Source organism: Rhizobium deserti, from assembly GCF_004358025.1.
Lineage (GTDB): Bacteria > Pseudomonadota > Alphaproteobacteria > Rhizobiales > Rhizobiaceae > Neorhizobium > Neorhizobium deserti.
Genome location: NZ_SMTL01000002.1, coordinates 35,579 through 54,878 on the forward strand (window position 1 = coordinate 35,579; position 19,300 = coordinate 54,878).

The 19,300-nt window shown below is 58.1% G+C and carries 15 protein-coding genes, 1 tRNA gene and 1 pseudogene; 6 read left to right on the forward strand and 11 right to left on the reverse strand.

The features are described from left to right. Positions 1 to 91 precede the first annotated feature (91 nt). From glmS to pcsA, 7 genes are all read right to left on the reverse strand, one after another. A complete protein-coding gene (gene glmS / locus E2F50_RS06545) occupies positions 92 to 1,918 on the reverse strand; it encodes a glutamine--fructose-6-phosphate transaminase (isomerizing) (protein ID WP_133315298.1) in 1,827 nt (608 codons plus the stop codon). A 116-nt stretch (positions 1,919 to 2,034) separates the two neighbouring features. Then, positions 2,035 to 3,396, reverse strand: a complete 1,362-nt coding sequence (glmU, locus tag E2F50_RS06550) for a bifunctional UDP-N-acetylglucosamine diphosphorylase/glucosamine-1-phosphate N-acetyltransferase GlmU (protein WP_133315299.1) — start codon at positions 3,394 to 3,396, stop codon at positions 2,035 to 2,037. 137 nt (positions 3,397 to 3,533) lie between these two features. Beyond that, positions 3,534 to 4,607 (reverse strand): BMP family ABC transporter substrate-binding protein, encoded by a 1,074-nt coding sequence (locus E2F50_RS06555; protein ID WP_133315300.1) that lies wholly within the window; start codon positions 4,605 to 4,607, stop codon positions 3,534 to 3,536. 38 nt (positions 4,608 to 4,645) lie between these two features. After that, positions 4,646 to 5,560, reverse strand: a complete 915-nt coding sequence (locus E2F50_RS06560; protein ID WP_133315301.1) for an ABC transporter permease — start codon at positions 5,558 to 5,560, stop codon at positions 4,646 to 4,648. After that, positions 5,560 to 6,648 carry an ABC transporter permease gene (locus tag E2F50_RS06565; protein ID WP_133315302.1) on the reverse strand — a complete coding sequence of 363 codons (1,089 nt, stop codon included), beginning with the start codon at positions 6,646 to 6,648 and terminating at the stop codon, positions 5,560 to 5,562. The genes E2F50_RS06560 and E2F50_RS06565 overlap by 1 nt, the downstream gene beginning before the upstream one ends. Then, positions 6,638 to 8,212 (reverse strand): ABC transporter ATP-binding protein, encoded by a 1,575-nt coding sequence (locus E2F50_RS06570; RefSeq protein ID WP_133315303.1) that lies wholly within the window; start codon positions 8,210 to 8,212, stop codon positions 6,638 to 6,640. The genes E2F50_RS06565 and E2F50_RS06570 overlap by 11 nt, the downstream gene beginning before the upstream one ends. A gap of 160 nt (positions 8,213 to 8,372) precedes the next feature. After that, on the reverse strand, positions 8,373 to 9,101 hold the full coding sequence (gene pcsA, locus E2F50_RS06575; protein ID WP_161974046.1) for a phosphatidylcholine synthase: 729 nt from the start codon (positions 9,099 to 9,101) through the stop codon (positions 8,373 to 8,375). Between the two features lie 191 nt (positions 9,102 to 9,292). On the opposite strand from pcsA, the gene E2F50_RS06580 reads away from it, so the two are divergent. Then, positions 9,293 to 10,495, forward strand: a complete 1,203-nt coding sequence (locus E2F50_RS06580; protein ID WP_133315304.1) for a UbiH/UbiF family hydroxylase — start codon at positions 9,293 to 9,295, stop codon at positions 10,493 to 10,495. On the opposite strand, the gene E2F50_RS06585 is transcribed toward E2F50_RS06580, so the two are convergent. Together E2F50_RS06585 and E2F50_RS06590 are read right to left on the reverse strand one after the other, a co-directional pair. Then, the gene (locus tag E2F50_RS06585; RefSeq protein WP_133315305.1) at positions 10,472 to 11,434 is read right to left on the reverse strand and encodes an AEC family transporter; all 963 of its coding nucleotides are present in this window, start codon (positions 11,432 to 11,434) and stop codon (positions 10,472 to 10,474) included. The two genes, E2F50_RS06580 and E2F50_RS06585, sit on opposite strands and share 24 nt — an antisense overlap. Before the next feature lie 42 nt (positions 11,435 to 11,476). Further along, positions 11,477 to 12,226 (reverse strand): cytochrome c biogenesis CcdA family protein, encoded by a 750-nt coding sequence (locus tag E2F50_RS06590; protein WP_133315306.1) that lies wholly within the window; start codon positions 12,224 to 12,226, stop codon positions 11,477 to 11,479. A 205-nt stretch (positions 12,227 to 12,431) separates the two neighbouring features. On the opposite strand from E2F50_RS06590, the gene E2F50_RS06595 reads away from it, so the two are divergent. After that, positions 12,432 to 12,507, forward strand: a tRNA-Lys gene (locus E2F50_RS06595). Between the two features lie 393 nt (positions 12,508 to 12,900). Here E2F50_RS06595 and E2F50_RS06600 read toward each other — a convergent pair. Beyond that, complete coding sequence (locus E2F50_RS06600; RefSeq protein WP_133315307.1) at positions 12,901 to 13,116, reverse strand: hypothetical protein; 216 nt, start codon at positions 13,114 to 13,116, stop codon at positions 12,901 to 12,903. 171 nt (positions 13,117 to 13,287) lie between these two features. On the opposite strand from E2F50_RS06600, the pseudogene E2F50_RS23360 reads away from it, so the two are divergent. Continuing rightward, positions 13,288 to 13,643, forward strand: a pseudogene (locus E2F50_RS23360) (aldo/keto reductase); the annotation flags it as partial. Positions 13,644 to 15,137: 1,494 nt separating this feature from the next. On the opposite strand, the gene E2F50_RS06610 reads toward E2F50_RS23360, so the two are convergent. Beyond that, positions 15,138 to 15,398 carry a hypothetical protein gene (locus tag E2F50_RS06610; protein WP_133315308.1) on the reverse strand — a complete coding sequence of 87 codons (261 nt, stop codon included), beginning with the start codon at positions 15,396 to 15,398 and terminating at the stop codon, positions 15,138 to 15,140. A gap of 991 nt (positions 15,399 to 16,389) precedes the next feature. Between E2F50_RS06610 and E2F50_RS23365 the strand changes: the two genes are divergently transcribed. From E2F50_RS23365 to E2F50_RS06625, 3 genes are all read left to right on the forward strand, one after another. Then, the gene (locus E2F50_RS23365) at positions 16,390 to 16,689 is read left to right on the forward strand and encodes a GCG_CRPN prefix-to-repeats domain-containing protein (protein ID WP_245515328.1); all 300 of its coding nucleotides are present in this window, start codon (positions 16,390 to 16,392) and stop codon (positions 16,687 to 16,689) included. A 151-nt stretch (positions 16,690 to 16,840) separates the two neighbouring features. Continuing rightward, positions 16,841 to 17,044, forward strand: a complete 204-nt coding sequence (locus E2F50_RS06620) for a hypothetical protein (protein ID WP_202615426.1) — start codon at positions 16,841 to 16,843, stop codon at positions 17,042 to 17,044. Between the two features lie 346 nt (positions 17,045 to 17,390). Further along, positions 17,391 to 19,046: a protein kinase family protein gene (locus tag E2F50_RS06625; protein WP_133315309.1), complete on the forward strand. Its 1,656-nt coding sequence runs from the start codon at positions 17,391 to 17,393 to the stop codon at positions 19,044 to 19,046. The last annotated feature ends 254 nt before the right edge of the window (positions 19,047 to 19,300 follow it).

Below are 19,300 nucleotides of genomic sequence, written 5' to 3' on the forward strand. Positions count from 1 at the left end.
GACTTCCCTGCGCTGCCACTGCATTGCCGCAGCTACCTTATCGAGACAATGCAGGATGCAATGTTGCGATGCAAGGGAAAGCCTCCCGTGATCATTCCACCGTGACGGATTTCGCCAGGTTGCGCGGCTGGTCGACGTCGGTCCCCATGAAGACGGCCGTATGGTAGGCGAGCAGCTGGATGGGCAGCGAAAAGATCATCGGAGCAATGATTTCGTCCACATTCGGCAGCGCGATGGTGGCCATGGTTGGAAGCTTCGAGGCCGCAGCCCCCTTCTCATCGGTGATGAAAATGATCCTGCCGCCGCGCGCTGCCACTTCCTGCATGTTGGACACGGTCTTTTCGAAGAAACGGTCATGCGGGGCGATGACGATGACCGGCATGTTCTCGTCGATGAGGGCAATCGGCCCGTGCTTCAGTTCGCCGGCAGCGTAACCTTCGGCGTGGATATAGGAGATTTCCTTGAGCTTCAGTGCGCCTTCGAGAGCCAAGGGGTAGCTGGTGCCGCGGCCGAGATAAAGCACATCCTTGAAGCGAGACAGTTCCCGGGAAAGCGCCTCAATCTGCGGCTGCACCTCGTTCAGGACCCGGCTCATGATGCGCGGCATTTCCGCCAGATGCTTGACCATCGCCTTTTCATCGTCAGCCATCAGCGTACCGCGGGCACGGCCGGCGCCGATCGCCAGCGCCGCCAGAACGGCGAGCTGGCAGGTGAAGGCTTTGGTGGACGCCACGCCGATTTCCGGGCCGGCGAGGATCGGGAAGATGGCATCCGATTCGCGGGCGATCGTTGACTCGCTGACGTTGACGACAGCGCCGATCTTCAGCCCATTGTCCTTACAGTAACGGAGCGATGCCAGCGTATCGGCCGTTTCTCCGGACTGGGAAATGAACAACGCCGCCTGGCTCGGCGAGAGCGGCAGTTCCCGGTAGCGAAATTCGGAGGCGACATCGATCTCGACCGGAAGACGTGCATATCGTTCGAACCAGTATTTGCCGACGAGACCGGACAGATAGGCCGTGCCACAAGCGGAGATTGCCAGGCCAGAAAGTTTGGCGAAGTCGATCGCCGTATCGTTGGCCTTCACCGTGTGAGCGGCGAAATCGATGTAATGGCTGAGCGCGTGCGAGATGATTTCCGGCTGCTCGTAGATCTCCTTTTCCATGAAATGACGGTGGTTGCCCTTGTCCACCATGAAGGCGGCGGCCTGGGAAATCTGGCTCCGGCGCTTGACCGGCTTTCCGTCGAAATCGATGATCTCGGCTGCATCATGGGTGAGGATGGCGCAGTCGCCATCAACCAAATAGGTGATCTCGTTGGTGAATGGCGACAGCGCTATGGCGTCCGACCCTAAAAACATTTCCCCGCGCCCATGGCCGATGGCGAGAGGTGGTCCGGAGCGAGCCGCAAGCATGGTGCCAGGCTCGTCCTCGAACATAACAACCAGCGCATAGGCGCCCGAGATCCGGTTGAGCATGGCGAGCATGGCCGCCCGGTGGTCCAGTCCCTGTCGGGTGTACTGGGCCAGAAGATGTGCAACCACTTCCGTATCGGTCTGGCTCTGGAACTCTGCGCCTTCCCGTTGCAGCTCGTCCTTCAGCTCGGAAAAATTCTCGATAATGCCGTTATGGACGACGGCAACGCCGTCGACGAAATGGGGATGAGCATTGGCTTCGTTGGGAATGCCATGGGTCGCCCAGCGGGTGTGCGCGATCCCTACATTGCCGGGCAGCGGTTCAGCGTCCAGTTTCTTCTCGAGATTGAACAGCTTGCCTTCGGCACGGCGCCGGTCCATGCGGCCTTCATGAATGGTGGCGACACCAGCGGAATCATAGCCGCGATATTCGAGCCGCCGCAGCGCATCGACAAGGCGTCCCGCCACCGGCTGCTTTCCGACGATCCCGACAATCCCGCACATTATGCCTCTCCGTGTCACTAACCCGCGCGAATTCCTACCCGATCGGCTGCCTTGCGCAATTGCACGACCGGTCACTTTGAATGTCTGACCGTAATGTTGAAATCTTAAGGTTTGCGCTACTTCTGTGCCTTCTTGGCGGCCTTCAGGGCCAGCGCTCTTTCGCGGATAACCTTGGCCCGTTCAGGCTTTACTTCCTGACGGGCTCGTCCGAATGCCAATGCCTCGGGAGGGACATTTTCGGTAATGACGCTTCCGGACGCAATATAGGCGCCGTCGCCGATCGATACCGGCGCCACCAGAGAAGAGTTGGAGCCAATGAAGGCGTTGGAGCCGATCTCCGTCACATGCTTGTTTACCCCGTCGTAATTGCAGGTAATTGTTCCGGCGCCAATGTTTGAATGGGCGCCGACGGAGGCATCGCCGATATAAGTCAGGTGGTTGACCTTGGCGCCTTCGCCGACCTTGGCATTTTTCACCTCGCAAAAATTGCCGACCTTTGATCCGGCCGCCAGATCGGCACCTGGCCTGAGGCGCGCAAATGGGCCAATCGTTGCCCCAGCGCTGACATATGCGCCTTCGATATGCGAGAAGGCGTGGATGACGGCTCCGCCTTCCACCGTGACGCCAGGACCAAAAACGACATTCGGTTCGATCAGCGCATCCTGACCGATCTCCGTGTCATAGGACAGGAACACCGTTTCCGGCGCGATCATGCTGACGCCCGAAACCATCAGCTCATGGCGCCGCCGTTCCTGCCAAACCCGTTCGAGAGCCGCAAGCTCGGCGCGATTGTTGCAGCCGGCAAGTTCCGCCTCTGGCGCATCCACCGCCACCACCTTGCCACCGCCTGAACGGGCGATCTCGACCAGATCGGTGAGATAGTATTCGCCCTTGACGTTCTTGTTGCCTATCTGCTGCAGCAGGGACAGCGCCTTGCGGCCATCTACCGCCATCAGGCCACTATTGCACCAGGTGACCTTGCGCTCTTCATCCGTGGCATCCTTCTCTTCGCGGATGGCCACCAGTTCTCCATCCTCGACCAGAAGGCGGCCATAGCCGAACGGCCGGTCCGTATGGAAGCCGATGACAACCACGTCGGCACCCTCGGCCAGCTTTTCTCGGGCAGCCGAAAACGTCTGCGGCGTGATCAACGGCACATCACCATAACCGATCAGGATATCGTCGTAGCCGCCGGCGATCGCCTCCTTCGCGGCCAAGACCGCGTGGCCGGTGCCGAGCCGCTCTGTTTGCAGGAAGGTCTTGGGCTCGATGCCCGCCACCATCCCAGCCTTTGCCACTGCCTCTGCATCACGTCCAACGACCAGAGCCGCGTCGCTGACGCCGGCCTTGGCAACCGCTGCCATCACATGGGCAATCATTGGCCGCCCGCCAATCGGATGCAGCACCTTGGACATGGAGGACTTCATGCGGGTGCTGTCGCCTGCGGCGAGAATGACGGCTAGGCAGGAACGGCTCATCGAGAATCTCCTTTTCGGACCTTGCCGCTTCATAACAGCAAGTTTCTTGAGGCGCGATAAACGGCTTGTAAGGCGCGGAAACAAAAAGGGCGCCGGAAAGCGCCCTCTTCAACTGTTGCAATAGCCTTAAGTGCACATCACTTCGGCAGCTTGTCGTCCACGCCTTCGACGTAGAAATTCATGCCCAGCAGCGTGCCGTCGTCCGAGCGCTCGCCTGCCTTCAGCCAAGCGCTTCCGTCCTGCTTGTTGATCGGGCCGGTGAAGGGATGCAGTTCGCCGGACTTGATCTTGGCTTCGGTTTCTTCCGCCATCGCCTTCACGTCGTCCGGCATGTTGGTATAGGGCGCCATGGTGAGGATGCCGTCCTTCAGGCCGTCCCAGATCTGTTCGGACTTCCAGCTGCCATCCAGCAGCGCTTTTGTGCGCTTGATGTAATAGGCACCCCAGGTATCGACGATTGCGGTCAGCTGGGTCTTCGGACCAGCGGCGATCATGTCGGAGGCCTGGCCGAAGGCGAAGATGCCGCGCTCGGCAGCCACCTGCATCGGAGCAGTCGTATCCGTGTGCTGCGTCAGGATATCGACGCCCTGGTCGATCAGTGCCTTGGCTGCATCCGCTTCCTTGCCCGGATCGAACCAGGTATTGGCCCATACGACCTTCAGCTTGAAGTTCGGGTTGACCGACTTGGCGCCAAGTTCGAAGGCGTTGATGCCCATCACGACTTCAGGGATCGGGAAGGAGGCGATATAGCCTGCCAAGCCCTTCTTCGACATCTTGGCAGCGATCTGCCCCTGGATGTAGCGGCCTTCGTAGAAGCGGGAATTGTAGGTGGCGAGGTTCGGGCCAGCCTTGAAGCCGGTCGCATGCTCGAACTTCACATCGGGAAACTTGGCAGCAACCTTGGCAGTCGCATCCATGAAACCGAACGAGGTCGTATAAACCATGGCGCAGCCGGAACGGGCCATGCGCTCGATGGCGCGCTCTGCATCGGGACCTTCGGGAACGCTTTCGAGGAAAGGTGTTTCGATCTTGTCGCCCAGAGCCTTGTCCAGCTCCTGGCGGCCGCGGTCATGCGCCTGGGTCCATCCGCCATCGGTCTTGGAGCCGACATAGATGAAGCAGACCTTTTTCTTTTCCTGAGCCTGCGCGCCGTTTGCAAACCCGCCCAACAGGGCGGCCGAAGCGGCGAGAGCGATAACAAGTTTCTTCATTTCTAACCTCTACTAGCTTGAAGACAGTTCTACCGCGGTCACCGGTCGGGGACAAAGGGTTTCCCGAGCGAAGCCGGCGTATTGATAAGGGTCGTGCGGCGATTATGCGAGATGATCACCAGCACGACAATAGTAGCCGCATAAGGAAGTGCGGAAAGAAGCTGAGACGGCACTCCGATGCCGAAGGCCTGGGCGTGTAGCTGGCCGATGGTGACGGCGCCGAACAGATAGCCGCCCGCCAGAAGCCGCCACGGCCGCCAGGACGCAAACACCACCAGAGCAAGAGCGATCCAGCCGCGACCCGCGGCCATGTTCTCAACCCATTGCGGCGTGTAAACAAGCGAAAGCTGAGCTCCGGCCAAGCCGGCACAGGCGCCGCCGAACATGACAGCCAGATACCGGGTGCGGATGACGTTGATGCCGAGCGCATGCGCCGAGGCATGGTTGTCGCCTATAGCCCGCATTTTCAATCCGGTTCTGCTCCTGAAAAGGAACCAGTTGATCCCGATCACGAGGACGATCGACAGGTAGAAAATGAGATCCTGGCTGAACAGCACCCGTCCGAGAAACGGAATATCCGACAAGACCGGAAAGACGATCGGCTGCAGCTTGATGCCGGGCTTTCCGACAAAGGCTTCCCCCAGTTGGCCCGAAAGTCCAAGCCCTAAAATGGTGAGCGCCAGGCCGGTGGCGACCTGGTTGGCAACCAGCGTCAGCGTCAGGAAGGCGAAGAGTAGCGAAAAGATAGCCCCGCCGGCAATCCCGGCAAGAACGCCGATATAAGGAGAGCCGGTCAGTTGCGCCGCGGCAAAGGCCGAGACCGCACCCATGATCATCATGCCCTCGACGCCGAGGTTAAGCACGCCCGACCGCTCTGTAACCAGTTCGCCCAAGGCTGCGACAACAAGCGGGGTCGCAGCCGTAATAACCGTTAGGAGGATGGCCTCGAACATCAGCCTTTCGCCTCCCGGGTCCCGGCTGCGGACAGCATCAACCGAATGCGGTAATGAATGAGCGTGTCGCAGGATAGCACGAAGAACAGCAACAACCCCTGGAAGACACGACTGATCTTTTCGGAAATGCCGATCGACAGCTGGGCTGCCTCGCCGCCGAGATAGGTGAGCGCCAGAACAAATCCGGATGCGATGACGCCGAGCGGATTGAGGCGGCCGAGGAAGGCAACGATGATGGCGGTAAATCCGTAGCCTGGGGAGATGGCCGGCTGAAGATGGCCGATCGAGCCGGACACTTCTGAAATGCCCGCAAGACCGGCAAGGCCGCCGGACAAAAGCATCGAGAACCACACCATGCGCCGGGCTGAAAAGCCTGCAAAGCGCCCCGCCCGCTCGGACTGTCCAAGCACCGCCACCTCGAAGCCCTTGAGCAGGAAGCGCATCATGAACCAAAGAGCGACCGCCGCGACCAGGGCAAAGACGATCCCCCAATGGGCGCGGCCGGAGCCAAGCAGTTCCGGCAAGACTGCCTCGATCTGAAAGGCTTTCGTTTGCGGGAAGTTATATCCCTGCGGATCGCGCCAAGGCCCGCGCATCAGCCAATCGAGGTAAAGTTGGGCGATATAGACCAGCATGAGGCTGGTGAGGATTTCATTGGTGTTGAAGCGTGTCTTGAGAAGTGCCGGGATTGCCGCATAGGCTGCTCCGCCCAAAAGACCAAACGTCAGCATCAGCGGCAGGATGAGCGGCGAATGCCAGTCCGGATACATTACGGGAATGATGGAGCCGGTAATCGCGCCGATGGTGAACTGCCCTTCGGCACCGATATTCCAGTTGTTCGACCGGTAACAGATCGAGAGCCCCGCACCGATCAGGATCAATGGCGCGGCCTTAATCGCCAGTTCATGCAGCGACCACACGTCGAGAAGCGGTTCGATAAAGAAGCTATGAAGAGCGCCGACGGGAGACTTGCCCATCAGCCAGAACATGATGGCGCCGAAGATCAGCGTGAGCACCAGGGCCAGAAGCGGCGACAGGATCGAAAACATCGGCGACAGGCCGGCGCGCTTTTCAAGCTCAATGCGCATGCGCCGTCTCCGGGATCGACTTCTTCTCGTGGATCCCGCCCATTAGAAGGCCGATGCGTTCAAGCGAGAGTGCGCCTGCCGAATACATCTGGGAAAGTCGCCCCTCCGATATCACCGCTATAGTCGTTGCAACTTCAAAGATCTCGTCCAGGTCCTGGCTGATCACCACAATGGCCGAACCGGTTTTGGCCAGATCGATGAGCGCCTGTCGTATGCGGCTTGCTGCGCCCGCATCGACGCCCCAGGTTGGCTGGTTGACCACCAGCACGGAAGGCTGGCGGTCAAGCTCCCGCCCGACGATGAATTTCTGCAGATTGCCGCCCGATAAGGAACCTGCCAAAGGGTCTTCGCCGCTCTTGCGGACATCCATCGCCCCGCAGATACGCCTCGTAGCCGAACCGACGGCCCGGTGGCGGATGATCGACAGAGGGCCGCCGCCGAGAAAGGCGCGCCGGTCCGACTGACTGCGGGCGATCAGGAGATTGTCTGAAAGCGGCATGGCCGAAACTGCCGCATGCCCGTGACGCTCTTCCGGCACGAAGCCGGCCCCCAGCAGCCGTCGGTCATTGATGCCCAGCCGCCCGACCGACTTGCCGCGGATCAGGATGGCATCCCCGGTTGCAACCGGATATTCGCCAGAAAGAGCATCGAAAAGCTCACCTTGACCATTTCCGGCGATCCCGGCGATCGCCAGGATCTCGCCGGCGCGAACCTGCATCGACACGTTTTTCAGAGATACCGCGAAGGGCGTCCGAGCGGGAACCGAAAGGTCGTTCACCTCGAGCGCCAGGTTACCGACCGACGACCTTTCGTCCCGATGCACCTGTGCCACGTCGGACCCCACCATCATCCGGGCGAGCGACGCCGGCGTCTCGTGGCGCGGGTCGCATGTGCCGGTCACCTTGCCATGGCGCAGAACGGTGGCCCGGTCGCAGATCCGTCGCACCTCCTCAAGGCGATGGCTGATATAAAGGACGGATTTGCCTTCCTGCCTCAACTGCAACAGCGTTTCGAACAGCCGGTCTGCCTCTTGCGGAGTCAGCACCGAGGTCGGCTCGTCCAGGATGATCAAATTGGGATTCTGCAGCAGGGCCCGGACAATCTCGATGCGCTGCCGTTCACCGACGGACAGGTCTGCGACATGCGCCTTGGGGTCGAGCGGCAGGCCATAGGCCTTCGACAATGAAGCGGCCTCGTCCGAGATCCGCGCCAGAGAAACCTTGGGGTCGAGCGACAGGGCAATGTTTTCCGCAACCGTCAGCGCCTCGAACAAGGAGAAATGCTGGAAGACCATGCCGATGCCGAGATGACGGGCCTCTCCAGGCGAATTGATCCTGACTGGCGATCCCTTCCACAGGATCTGGCCGTCGCTCGGCTGCAGCACGCCGAAAAGCATCTTGACGAGAGTAGACTTGCCCGCACCGTTTTCGCCCAGCAGCGCGTGGATTTCGCCAGGCGCAATTTCCAGGTCGATGTCACGACAGGCGGCGAAGCTGCCGAACAGCTTAGTCAGTCCACGAACCGACAAGAGCGGAACGGCCAACGCAGCGTCAGACAATGTCACAAAGCCCCCTCGTAAACCGCGCGCCGACCTTCTTCGAGGCCTGATTGGACGATGCGGTCGCTTGTAAGTTAGTCCGTTCCCTGGCCGGACAGCCGATTGATATTGATACCGTTTTTGTTGCTTTGCACAACAGCAAAGAACAGCGGTCCATACCAATTTTCTATTTTCCAAGCTCCGGCAAAAGCTGCAATACGCTGCCGATGCAATAAAGATAAAGTCCGCTGATGACGACACCGTAAACGACCCAGGCGGGAGTGTCGAAATGCAGGAGCAGTGAATAGCCGCCAAGCGCGCACCATAGGAGGCAGATGGCGAGATTGAAGGGGCGCAGCCGTTTGACCCGTACCGGGTGCAGAAAATTGATTGGCAGGAACGTCAGCACAACCGAGGCGGATACGATGACCAGGGCCGTTGTCGCACTGGCGTCGATCACGAAGAGGGTGAATATCACCATGTTCCAAACGACGGGAAAGCCGGAAAAGAAGTATTCGTCCGTCTTCATGCCCATGTCGGCATAGTAGATCGCACTGGACACGACGATTGCGCCGGCGGCCACGAATGACCAGGGTTCGCCGATCATGCCGCTCTGGTAGAGTGCGAAGGCCGGCAGAAGCACATAAGTGACGTAATCGATGATATTGTCGAGCGTGTCACCCGACCAGTTCGGCAGGACTTCCTTGACCCGCACCTTGCGAGCAATAGGCCCGTCGATGCCGTCCACCAGAAGGGCAAGCCCCAGCCACCAGAACATGTCGACAAAGCGGTGCTCGGCTGCCGCGACGACACCGAGAAAGGCCAGGAACGAGCCCGATGCCGTCAGAAGGTGAACAGAGAAAGCCCTGATTTCCGCGTAGGGAACCTTCCGATAGTTGAATATGCGCCTGATCACCCGTCGCCCGCCTCTCAATAATTGTGCGAGATATGCGGCCAATCGTCCTGCTTTGCAACTCAGTTGCGCCGATGCGCCCGGTTTATGTCAAGGAAAAGCACCACGATCGGCAATGCGTGACAATGCCCCATGGATATGCCGAGGAGCAGGCTCTAAATAGGCTTCATTGGCCGATCGTGCGGGAGAAAGATATGCGGGATTTCGAAATTGCTGTGGTAGGCGGCGGCCTGGCGGGCTCTGTAGCGGCCCTGGCACTGGCCCGCGCCGGCCGCAAAGTCGTTCTTCTGGCGCCCGCTTCCGATGAGGGCGATCATCGCACAACCGCCCTGATGGACCAGTCCATTCACTTTCTGGAACGTCTCGGTGTTTGGGACAAGATAGCTGCCCATGCGGCACCTCTGTCCGTGATGCAGATCATCGACGCGACCAACCGCCTGCTGCGCGCGCCGACGGCCCAGTTCCGGGCGATGGATCTGGGTCTTCATGCGTTTGGGTACAATATTCCCAATCATGCCTTGGCCGAAACGCTGAACGAGGCGGTCGCGGCTGAGGCCAATATTGTCCGCAGGGAGCTTCGGGTGGAGAGTTATGAGCTTGCCGCCGAGCGGGCCTTGCTTAGCCTGTCCGATAACAGCACGCTGACTGTCGATCTGGTGATTGGCGCCGACGGCCGGAATTCCAAGGCTCGTGAAGCGGGTGGTATCGGCGTCCGGCGGTGGTCCTATCCCCAGACGGCCGTTGTTCTAAACTTCGCCCACAGCTTGCCGCACGGTAATATGTCCACGGAATTCCACACCGAGACGGGCCCGTTCACCCAGGTTCCCCTGCCCGGCCAGCGATCCAGTCTGGTTTGGGTCGTCAAGCCGGACGAGGCGCAGCGTCTTGCAGCGCTTTCTCTGGAAGAACTTTCACTGCGTGTCGAGAAGCGGATGCAGTCCATGCTCGGCAAGATCACCGTCGAGGCTCCGTCCCAGACCTGGCCGCTCTCCAGCCTCATGGCGGACCGGTTCGGCCACGGCCGGCTTGCTCTGATCGGAGAAGCCGGCCACGCCTTTCCACCAATCGGCGCTCAGGGGCTGAACCTGTCGCTGCGCGACGCCATCGACCTATGGGAACTGGTGAGCGGCGACATCGACCGGCCTCTTCGCGCCGATTTCGGGGATCGTTTCAATCGCCGCCGCCGGCCCGACGTGATGAGCCGCACCTTTGGCGTGGATCTTCTGAACCGCTCGCTTCTGTCGGATTTTCTGCCTGTCCAGATGCTGAGGGCCGCTGGCCTCCACCTTCTGACCAGCGCGCCGCCGCTGCGCAACCTCATCATGCGCGAAGGCATCGAGCCCGGCCGCGGACTGCGTGCCGTCTTGCAATCGCTACGGAACGAGATCCGCGGGTAGCAGCCCCATATGGATAGCAAAAAGGACACCCGGCAGAGTGATGACGGAAGCGAGCGTGATGATCAGGATGCTGGCTGACGCCCTCTCCTGCCAGACGCCGTATTGCTGGCTGATCACGAAAACATTGGTCGCAGTCGGCAGGGCTGACAGAAGAACGGCGGAATAGATCCAGACCGGTTCGAAATTGCCGATCAGCGACAGAACCAGATAGGTGGTCAGCGGCAAAAGGATCAGCTTGAAGAATAGGATGTAGACGATCTCGCCGGGGATGCGCCGCACGGGCCTGATCGCAAGCGTGACGCCCATGGCAAACAGCGCGCAAGGTGCTGCCGCCTGTGCGAGATAATCGACGAGGCGTGCCACTGGCTCCGGTGGCTGCACCTGGATCGCCGCGACGCAGAAGCCGAGGGCGGTCGATAGGATGAAGGGATGAAACACCACCTTGCGGATAATCTCGCCCATCACCTCTCGGGCGGGCCGCTGGTCTCCACCAGCCATGGCCATCATTGCCGGCGTGACAATGAAATGTGCCGCATTTTCGAAACACACGATCAGTGCGACAGGAACGGCAGCGGCTTCCCCGAAAGCCAGCAATGCAAGCCCTGGCCCCATATAGCCGATATTTCCGTAAGATCCGGCAAAAGCCTGGATCGTGCAGTCTCCAAAGGAATTGCGGCGGATGAAATAGCCGATCAGGAATAGGATCGTGAAGACGATGTAGGTCGCGCCGATCTCACCGAGGATGAAGTCAAGCCGCGTCAACTGCTCCACCGGCGTTCGTGACACGAGTTTGAAGAACAGGGCCGGAAGGGCGGCATAGATGATGAATGTATTCATCCAGCCAAGCGCTTCGGCGGGCTGCCGGGTAACCCTCGCCGCGACATAGCCGACCAGGATCAGCCCGAAAAAGGGCAGCAGCAAAGCGATGATATCTGCCATTCCGTCTCCGCTACCGCCCGCGCTGAACCGGACCTACTTCCGTTAGCCGATTTGCGACAGGATGGGGAAGGTCTGCTGGAACCAGATCGCCGCATCGCTGACGAAGCCGAAGATGAAGGCGAGGCCCGTCAGGATCAGGAAGGCGCCAAGCAGTTTTTCCACCGTTCCGAGATGGCGGCGAAATCGCCCAAGGAAGCGCATGAAGGCTCCTGAAAAGCCGGCCGCTATCCAGAAGGGAACTGCGAGACCCAGGGAATAGACGGCAAGCAATGCGGCCCCCTCGCCGACCGTTTCGCGCGACGCTGCGACGCCGAGAATAGCGCCGAGTACCGGGCCGATGCAGGGGGTCCAGCCAAAGGCGAAGGCAAGGCCCATGACATAGGCGCCCGACAGGCTTGCAGGCTTGCCGCCTCCCTGGAACCGGGCTTCTCGGGCCAGCATGCCGATGCGGAAGACCCCGAGAAAATTCAGGCCCATGATGATAATGATTACGCCGCCGATCTTCGACAGCAGATCGAGATGCTGACGCAGCAGGACGCCAATGGTCGAGGCTCCCGCGCCGAGTGCGACGAAGACGGTCGCAAAGCCGAGCGTGAAGAGGAGCGCACAGGTCAGGACCCTCCTGCGCGGCCTTGCGTCTGCCAAGACGGTAGTGCCGCCGCGGAATTGGTCCACCGAAATGCCGGCCATATAGCAAAGATAAGGCGGTACCAGCGGCAGGACGCATGGCGAAAGGAAGGATAGCGCGCCGGCCAACAGCGCACTCAGAAGGGAAATTTCGGCGATCGACACAGACGGCTCCAGATGGCAGGCCTGTTTAGCCTGCTTTCTACACCTAATGACCTGCCTGCCTGATTGCCAGTCACCTTTTTTTGGTTGCTGCGCCGCAGGCTGTGAAAACCTGCCCGGACACGGCATTTTGCTGTTTTTGCGGGTTGACCGACAGGGGCGACCTGCCTATGTTCCGCGCACTTTCCGGACGCCTCGCGTACCGCGGGAGAGCGTAGCTCAGCTGGTAGAGCAACTGACTTTTAATCAGTAGGTCATGGGTTCGAGCCCCATCGCTCTCACCATTTAAACGCGACAAAACAACAATGTAGACACTGTAGGAGCCGGTAACGCTTACGTAGCTTTACCGGTGTTTACCCCGCATACCGCCAGTTTAAGTCACACAAACGGCACACGGCACATGAGAACCGGATGCGGAGGAGCCGCGCTGGTGTGTTCGCGCGTGGTGCTGGCCCCTCCCCGGTGTCTGTGATTCTATGCGGCCCGCAGCGCCCTGCGGATCTCCGCCTCAACGTTACGGCCGGCTCGCCGGTCACTTGCGGTCGCAGACATCACCTGTCGAATGGAGGTCTCGCCGAAGCGGAAATCAACGACAAAACGTTTGCACTCTCGTACTAGGGTCCAGCCATCAGCGCCGACAGAGCCGGCGATGTTGAGGTCTCGATGAGTGCGTTGTTTCATGCTGCTTTCAGATACTGTCCGCGGATATGGCGCACCGGCCTTTCAGCGTTCTCGTCTGCGAGCCGCACCTCATACGTTTCGTGGCCGATAGCTGTGCGGGAGCGGAAGCGTATCGTGGCGAGCATATCGCCCGGCAAGAACTGAACGCGTTGCCCGATTTCAAATCTCCAGGGGAGCATTATCGAAACGTTGAGATCTATGGTGTTGTTCATTGTGGTTTCCAGGTTGTCGGCTTTCGAAGGCCGTTGTGCCGGTAGTGGCCCGGCGGCCGGGGTTTCGAAACTCGCCTGGAGACGAGCGGCTGCTTTTAAGTTTCCTCTGGACATAGCGAGCACCCCGGCCATACTGGCCGAGTTAGCTATCGATCACGAGGATCGACGAGGGTATGCCATATCGATACAAGCGATTTCTATGGTCCGCATGTGACCAACCAGATCATCCGCGAAGCGCTGCATCCTTATCCGGGTGATCTCACCATCGTCACGAAGGTTCAGCCAAGCGCGGCCCGAACGGCGAGTGGCTGCCGGCCATGTCGCCTGCGGAGCTGACTTCGGCGGTCCATGACAACCTGCGCAATCTCGGGCTCGACGTCATCGACGTCGTCAACTTGAGCTCGATGTATGATGTCCACGGCCCGGCGGAAGGTCCGCTGGAAGAGCAACTGACGGCGCTGGCTGAATTGCAGCAGAAGGGTCTCATCCGCCATATAGGCCTCAGCAACGTCACGGCAAAGCAGGTTGAAGCCCTTTGGGCGCGCTATATCACCAATGGTGCCATAAACCGGGGCACGGTGACCAAGCAGCTTACAGCTATTCTTACGATGCTTGAGCCAAACGATTTAAGAACTCTAAAGGCTTTGTTCGATTGTGGAATCTCAGACAATCGAACTGAGATGGGGGAGATACCTTTGGCCGACTTTGCGGATGGTGCCGGTTGCACTGTCGTGGAGGCGGAGCACTCCCTAGGGAGATTGGCATCAGTCGGTTTACTTTGTTTTGAGCAGGCCGCAAGGGACTACGTAGCCGTCCAGAACAAAGAAGGGGCAGCTCCGTTGAGGCTTTTAGTCGCAACAGACATTGGAGAATCTATCCGATGCCGCTGTTAATGACCTTGGAGCAAGCTATCGGGCCGCCAACGGGAGCCACTTGAGGCGCCGCCCAAGGCCCTGCTCCCTCCCAACGGAACCATCCGGGCCGCTCCGCATTATGTGACGGTCGTGAGAGCAAATCCCCGTCCACTGAACTAAATTCACGTTTCCTCCGGAGTTTATTTTTCTCTCGCGACGTCTTCCCTGAAGTAGCCTTGAGCCAGAATAGCTGTCGGAGACATTGATGCCACTCTCTTTCACGGGACTGTCAGCCAAACTGAGGCCGGTCTGAATCTTGAAGCGTATGAGGGAGCCACAAAGGTCTTGGTGAAGACCTTACATGAGGCGCTGCAGGATTACGGTTTGACACGTATTTAGGCAAAAGCATCAGAGAAGTATGATGTCGGGAAGATGAGCCGGACAGATCCGTCAGAGTTTTTACGGCTGATCTTAGATGACGGCGCCAACCGAAGCCGCCCCACAGCAAACCCGCCACGCCCGCAGGATCCGTCGCGGCAGCGGCTTCAAAGTCTTAAGCCGATAGTCACCTTCCAATAGCAATCACCGAACAGGCCGAACATGTCCGCGACAGTCCCTGGAACGCGGAAGTGGGACAAGAAGGCGATCGGCGCGAGGCTCGGCGAGATCAGTGGGCTGGCCACCCGCCGAGCCCGGAGGATCCGTATGTGAAATGATGCAGGAAATGGTGAACAGCGGGTGAGTTGCTCCGTACGCCGCTGGACAGCCTGACGGTCTAGGAATAGCATCTACGTTCTTTTAAGGAAGAGACTGATGGCGAAAGCTCCAATCGGCGATAGCGCCCGCCCAATTGCTATACGGCCTGGCCATGGCAGCGAAGGCGCTTCTACCCAATCTGTGACGACTGGCTCGGGGGCGCCCGCGAAGCCTCCCAAAGATAACATCGGAGCACACTAATGCCAAAAAATCATCGGAAATAGCGGTAGACCACTAACTGCAGTGCAAAGCGCTGTTGGACCTAAGACTGGTTCAGCGCAGCCTCTTGCAACAGGATCCGGTGCAGGCGCGAAGCCACCTAAACGTTAACAGCCTTCTCTATATCTTTATCTGGAATCTGCCACGTGATGTCCATCTGCCTTATAGATCCACGCGGAGTATAAGTTAAAGTTACGTCTTCTTCGTTTCCGGTGATATCCCATTGGAGAATTCGCCGTCAGCCTTATAGCGGCCTGTCACGTACATCCCTACACCATCCTCGTTCATGATGATGGGATGGCGAGGCCTTGGCGACATCTGACCGAAGTTGGATTCCAAAACCGTACGGTTCTCCAAATGCACCTGCAGCACTGTCCATTTCGCTTGCTTGCTCATAATGCTTTGCCACGTCGAGGCTTCGTGGTCGTCGTTAAAGACTCCCAGATAGTTCATCGTATCTCTGCTCCACGTCTCGCAAAACGCTCGCCACACATCCCAAGATGATTGCTGTCGCACAAGTCGAAGTAGCAACTAGGGCAATGGCACCAGCCTCCGATGTGTTAACCCAAGCAGGTTGGAGCCAAGAGGATATGGCCCATGAGAAGAGGGCAATAATCGCTCGGGAAATCAAAGCAGAACTCATCACCTGAAGGAGAAAGTCCTCGGTCCTATGTGCACGGCCTTTCCCGATCAATGAGATTTTTATAGCCGAAATAGCCGGCCACAAAATGCGCTGCAGTGTGTCTCTCGCTAATGCTGTTGGCAAGGAGGATTTACCTCATGCGGCATACCAGGCCGCAGCTTCCAATCGTGCTCAACTACCGGCCCAGGAGGTGGAGGCGTGAAGAGAAAAAGGGAAGTACTTGACGCCCAAGCTGCCGATTTAGAAAAACGCCTTTGCGCGGGAAAAGGCACTGGTTGACGTAACCCTGCCCGCAATTCATGCTCGGTTCATCCCGGTCAGGCCAAAATGCATTGATGATAGCAGCAACCTACTCCTCGCCCCCGCTTACGCCGGAAGAGCTCGATCTTCTTGAGCGTGTTCTGGCCCCCGCAAGTGATCGTCCTGACCTGAAAAAGACCGGGCAAGACACCGAGCATATCGCGGCTGAGCTCGTCGAACTTTACGCGAATGGAGTTAGCAGCGAGCAAGAGCTGCGCGCACTTATAAGTTAGGCTCGGTGGACAATGTTCGCCAACGAATTAGCAGCCCTTACATTGCTGCGCCGGATTTCGCTTCTGCACCCGCCGGCTCTGCAGCGGCAGGTTCTCGTCGATCAGCAGTGGCTTTGAGGACTTGCGGGGCGGCTTGTCATGCTGCCACTGCAGCAGAGAGAGCTTAAAAAACTGTAGGTTCGGCATCGGGCTATTCATTGTCTGTTCACTGCAGCGGTCCTAGCTTCTGGATGTTCTTCAGGAGGAACATCCAGAATGAACATCCAGAATGAAAAGCATCCTTGTTGCAGCAACACTGATCGCAGGCAACCTATTCGCTGGCGCTGCACCTGCCATGCCAATCGACCCGATCAAGCCAACGACCAAGGTCGTCACAGTGGACTACGAATGTGGCCGCGGCTGGCACCTTAACCGCTGGGGAGAGTGCCGCAGGAACCGGCCGCCACCGCCCCCGCCGAGATGGAGGCGTGATCGCGACCGCGATTGGGGTCCACCACGTGGGCATTGGCACAGACCGCCACCGTCTCGGTATTGGGACGAACCGCCTCCGGGCTATCATCGCTATTGAGCAACAAAGGAAGGGCGCTGCGGCGCCTTTTTCTTTGCCGATTGACTCTCCAGATGGGGCGAACATATTAAGAACATCCAGGCCGAGATGAAGGCGGCTATCCACAGGTTGTCAACAGGCTGAAAACGCGCTTTGACGCCAAGGAGAAGTCGTGTCTGCTCTGGGAAAAGAAACCGAAAAACTGGATGCGCGGAACGAACTCGAAGACGTGCTGGCCTACCATGAAGGCGATGCTGTGGCCGTCGTGCAGACACTTCTTGATGACTGCAAGCATCTGCGCCGGCAATTGGTCCTGACGGAAAGGGCGATGAGCCGAGGCATGACGCGCGGCTGGCGGCCGAGCTTTGAGCGCTAGCACATGCCGGTGATAAGCGTGCAGAACCCATTTGAACAATGGTGGACGTCCCTGGATGCGGAGGCCAGATCCGGCCTCGATAAAGCAATTGCGCGAAGAGCTTTTAAAGCGGGCGCTGAGACGGCAGCACGATCAGGTTTCCCAGTCTATCGGTTTCAGATCGAGAAATGGTGAACTTTGACGCGTCAAGCGCACGGTTAGCTGCGTGGGTGGGACCATACATAAGTTCGGTTAAGCATAATCTACAGCTGGCATCATTTCCGTTTGTCGCTTATGAGCATGACCATTAGAATTTCAAAGGCCCGTTACCGCTATGCGTTGTCTTCTAATTACATCCGGAACTTACTTGGGTAGCTCGCTTTCAACGGAGTTCGGTGAAATCCCCCCCGCATTTCTGCCGGTCGGGAACGACTGCGTCTTCGAAGTGATTGCAGAAGATTACCGGCACCACTGCGACCGGATTTTCATGAACTTGCCCCTGGACTACTTAGTTGACGAAGCCACGCAACAGCTGATCAACAAGTGGAAGATCACGATAGTCTATACCAGTCCGGATGACACGATTGCGCGCGGTATCGGCAGCGCGATGAAAAGCGCGTTGCAGCATCTTCCTGACCTTGGGAAACATGCTGAGTTCATAATCGTCCATGGCGACACCTACGTTCCGACGCGAGCTTTTGATCCAGACCTGAAGGATTTTTACGTTGTGAGCACGCCGTCAGTGTTCCATAGCTGGGGTGTAGTGGATCAAACTCCCGCAGGTGGTATTCGAATCACCAGAACGTCGAACCCTCACCTTGATTCCCATGTTATCGTTGGCGTTTTTGGGATCTCTCAGGTCCAGCTGTTTCTTAAGCTTCTCGACAAAAGCTCCGCATGGGATTGGTTGGCCGCTATGTCAGCGTATATCAACGAGAATGGCTCGAAGTGCGTCGAAGTTCGAGATTGGATGGATTTCAGCTTTGACGCATCCTACTACGACTCTCGCCGTAAAGTGAATGCAGCGCGTGAGTTCAACGAACTTTGGGCCGAGGAGGAGTACCTAGTCAAGAGGTCCAAGGACAAGTTCAAGATGCGCTGCGAGAGCTCGTGGTTTGCGTCACTACCAGCAGATCTTTCAATATACGCTCCAGCGGTGGGGCGTCTCGTCGAAGCCGAAGAGACTTCAAGTTACCGCATTGAATATCTCAGCCTTCCTTCATTAGCCCACATACTTGTATTTGGGCGTTTGCGTGGCTTTGCCTGGAAGAACATCTTCAGTTCGGCGGACCGACTACTTACGCGATTTACTCAGCATTCAGACGACAAAGAAGCTGAAGGCATCGATCGCAACGTGTTGTTCGACACCTTGATCAGGCGAAAAACATTCGAACGGATGAAGACATTCTGTGATCAAGCCGGAGTTCCCATCGACAGCGAGTTCTGGTTGAACGGGTCGGCCTACAGATCGCCCCGTGATCTCATGGATATCCTCCTTAGCCGAATCGCACCGCCGATGGCAGATGACATTGGCATTGTTCATGGAGACTTCTGCGCGTCCAACTTGATGTACGATTTCTCCGCGCACCGCCTTAAAGTGATCGATCCTCGCGGCTACAGTTTGGCAGGGGTGGCTTCAAACTACGGAGATCGGAGATACGAAATCGCGAAGTTGTCGCATTCCATCATTGGATTGTATGATTTCATCATAGGAGGGCGCTTCAAACTTGAAGTTACCTCGTCTGACCAAGTCCAAAAGTCATATAACTTCGAGATCTTCCGTTCCCCGGACGTCGTAGACATCCAAGACGCGTTCATTTCTCAGACCTATGGAGGATATAGTCCAACCGGGCCCGGGATCTATGAGATGATGGCAACTTTGTTCCTCTCTATGCTGCCTCTTCATGCAGATGACCCTCGTCGCCAGACCGCACTATTGTGTAACGCCTATCGGGTTGTTGACGAATGGCGGCCGGACTTAGCGCGACAACCTGACCAACTTCGTGCAGCCACCAGAGCTTAAATTGACATTTGCTAGCTATCGTTTTCTATGGAGGAGGCACTGCACTCTTTAATCGTACCGCCCCTTCGCATTGAGACAGAGCTCGTCATTTTTGACATCTCCCGTCTCTACCGGAATCGAAGCGCTTCCTTTGGTACTGGCGTTGATCGCATCGACCTCGCGATAGGAATGGACCTTGTTCGCCGATGGCAAGAGAATTGCTTCTTCATTTATAGCGACGAGCTCGGTTACCGCGTATTTGACAATCATGCTGG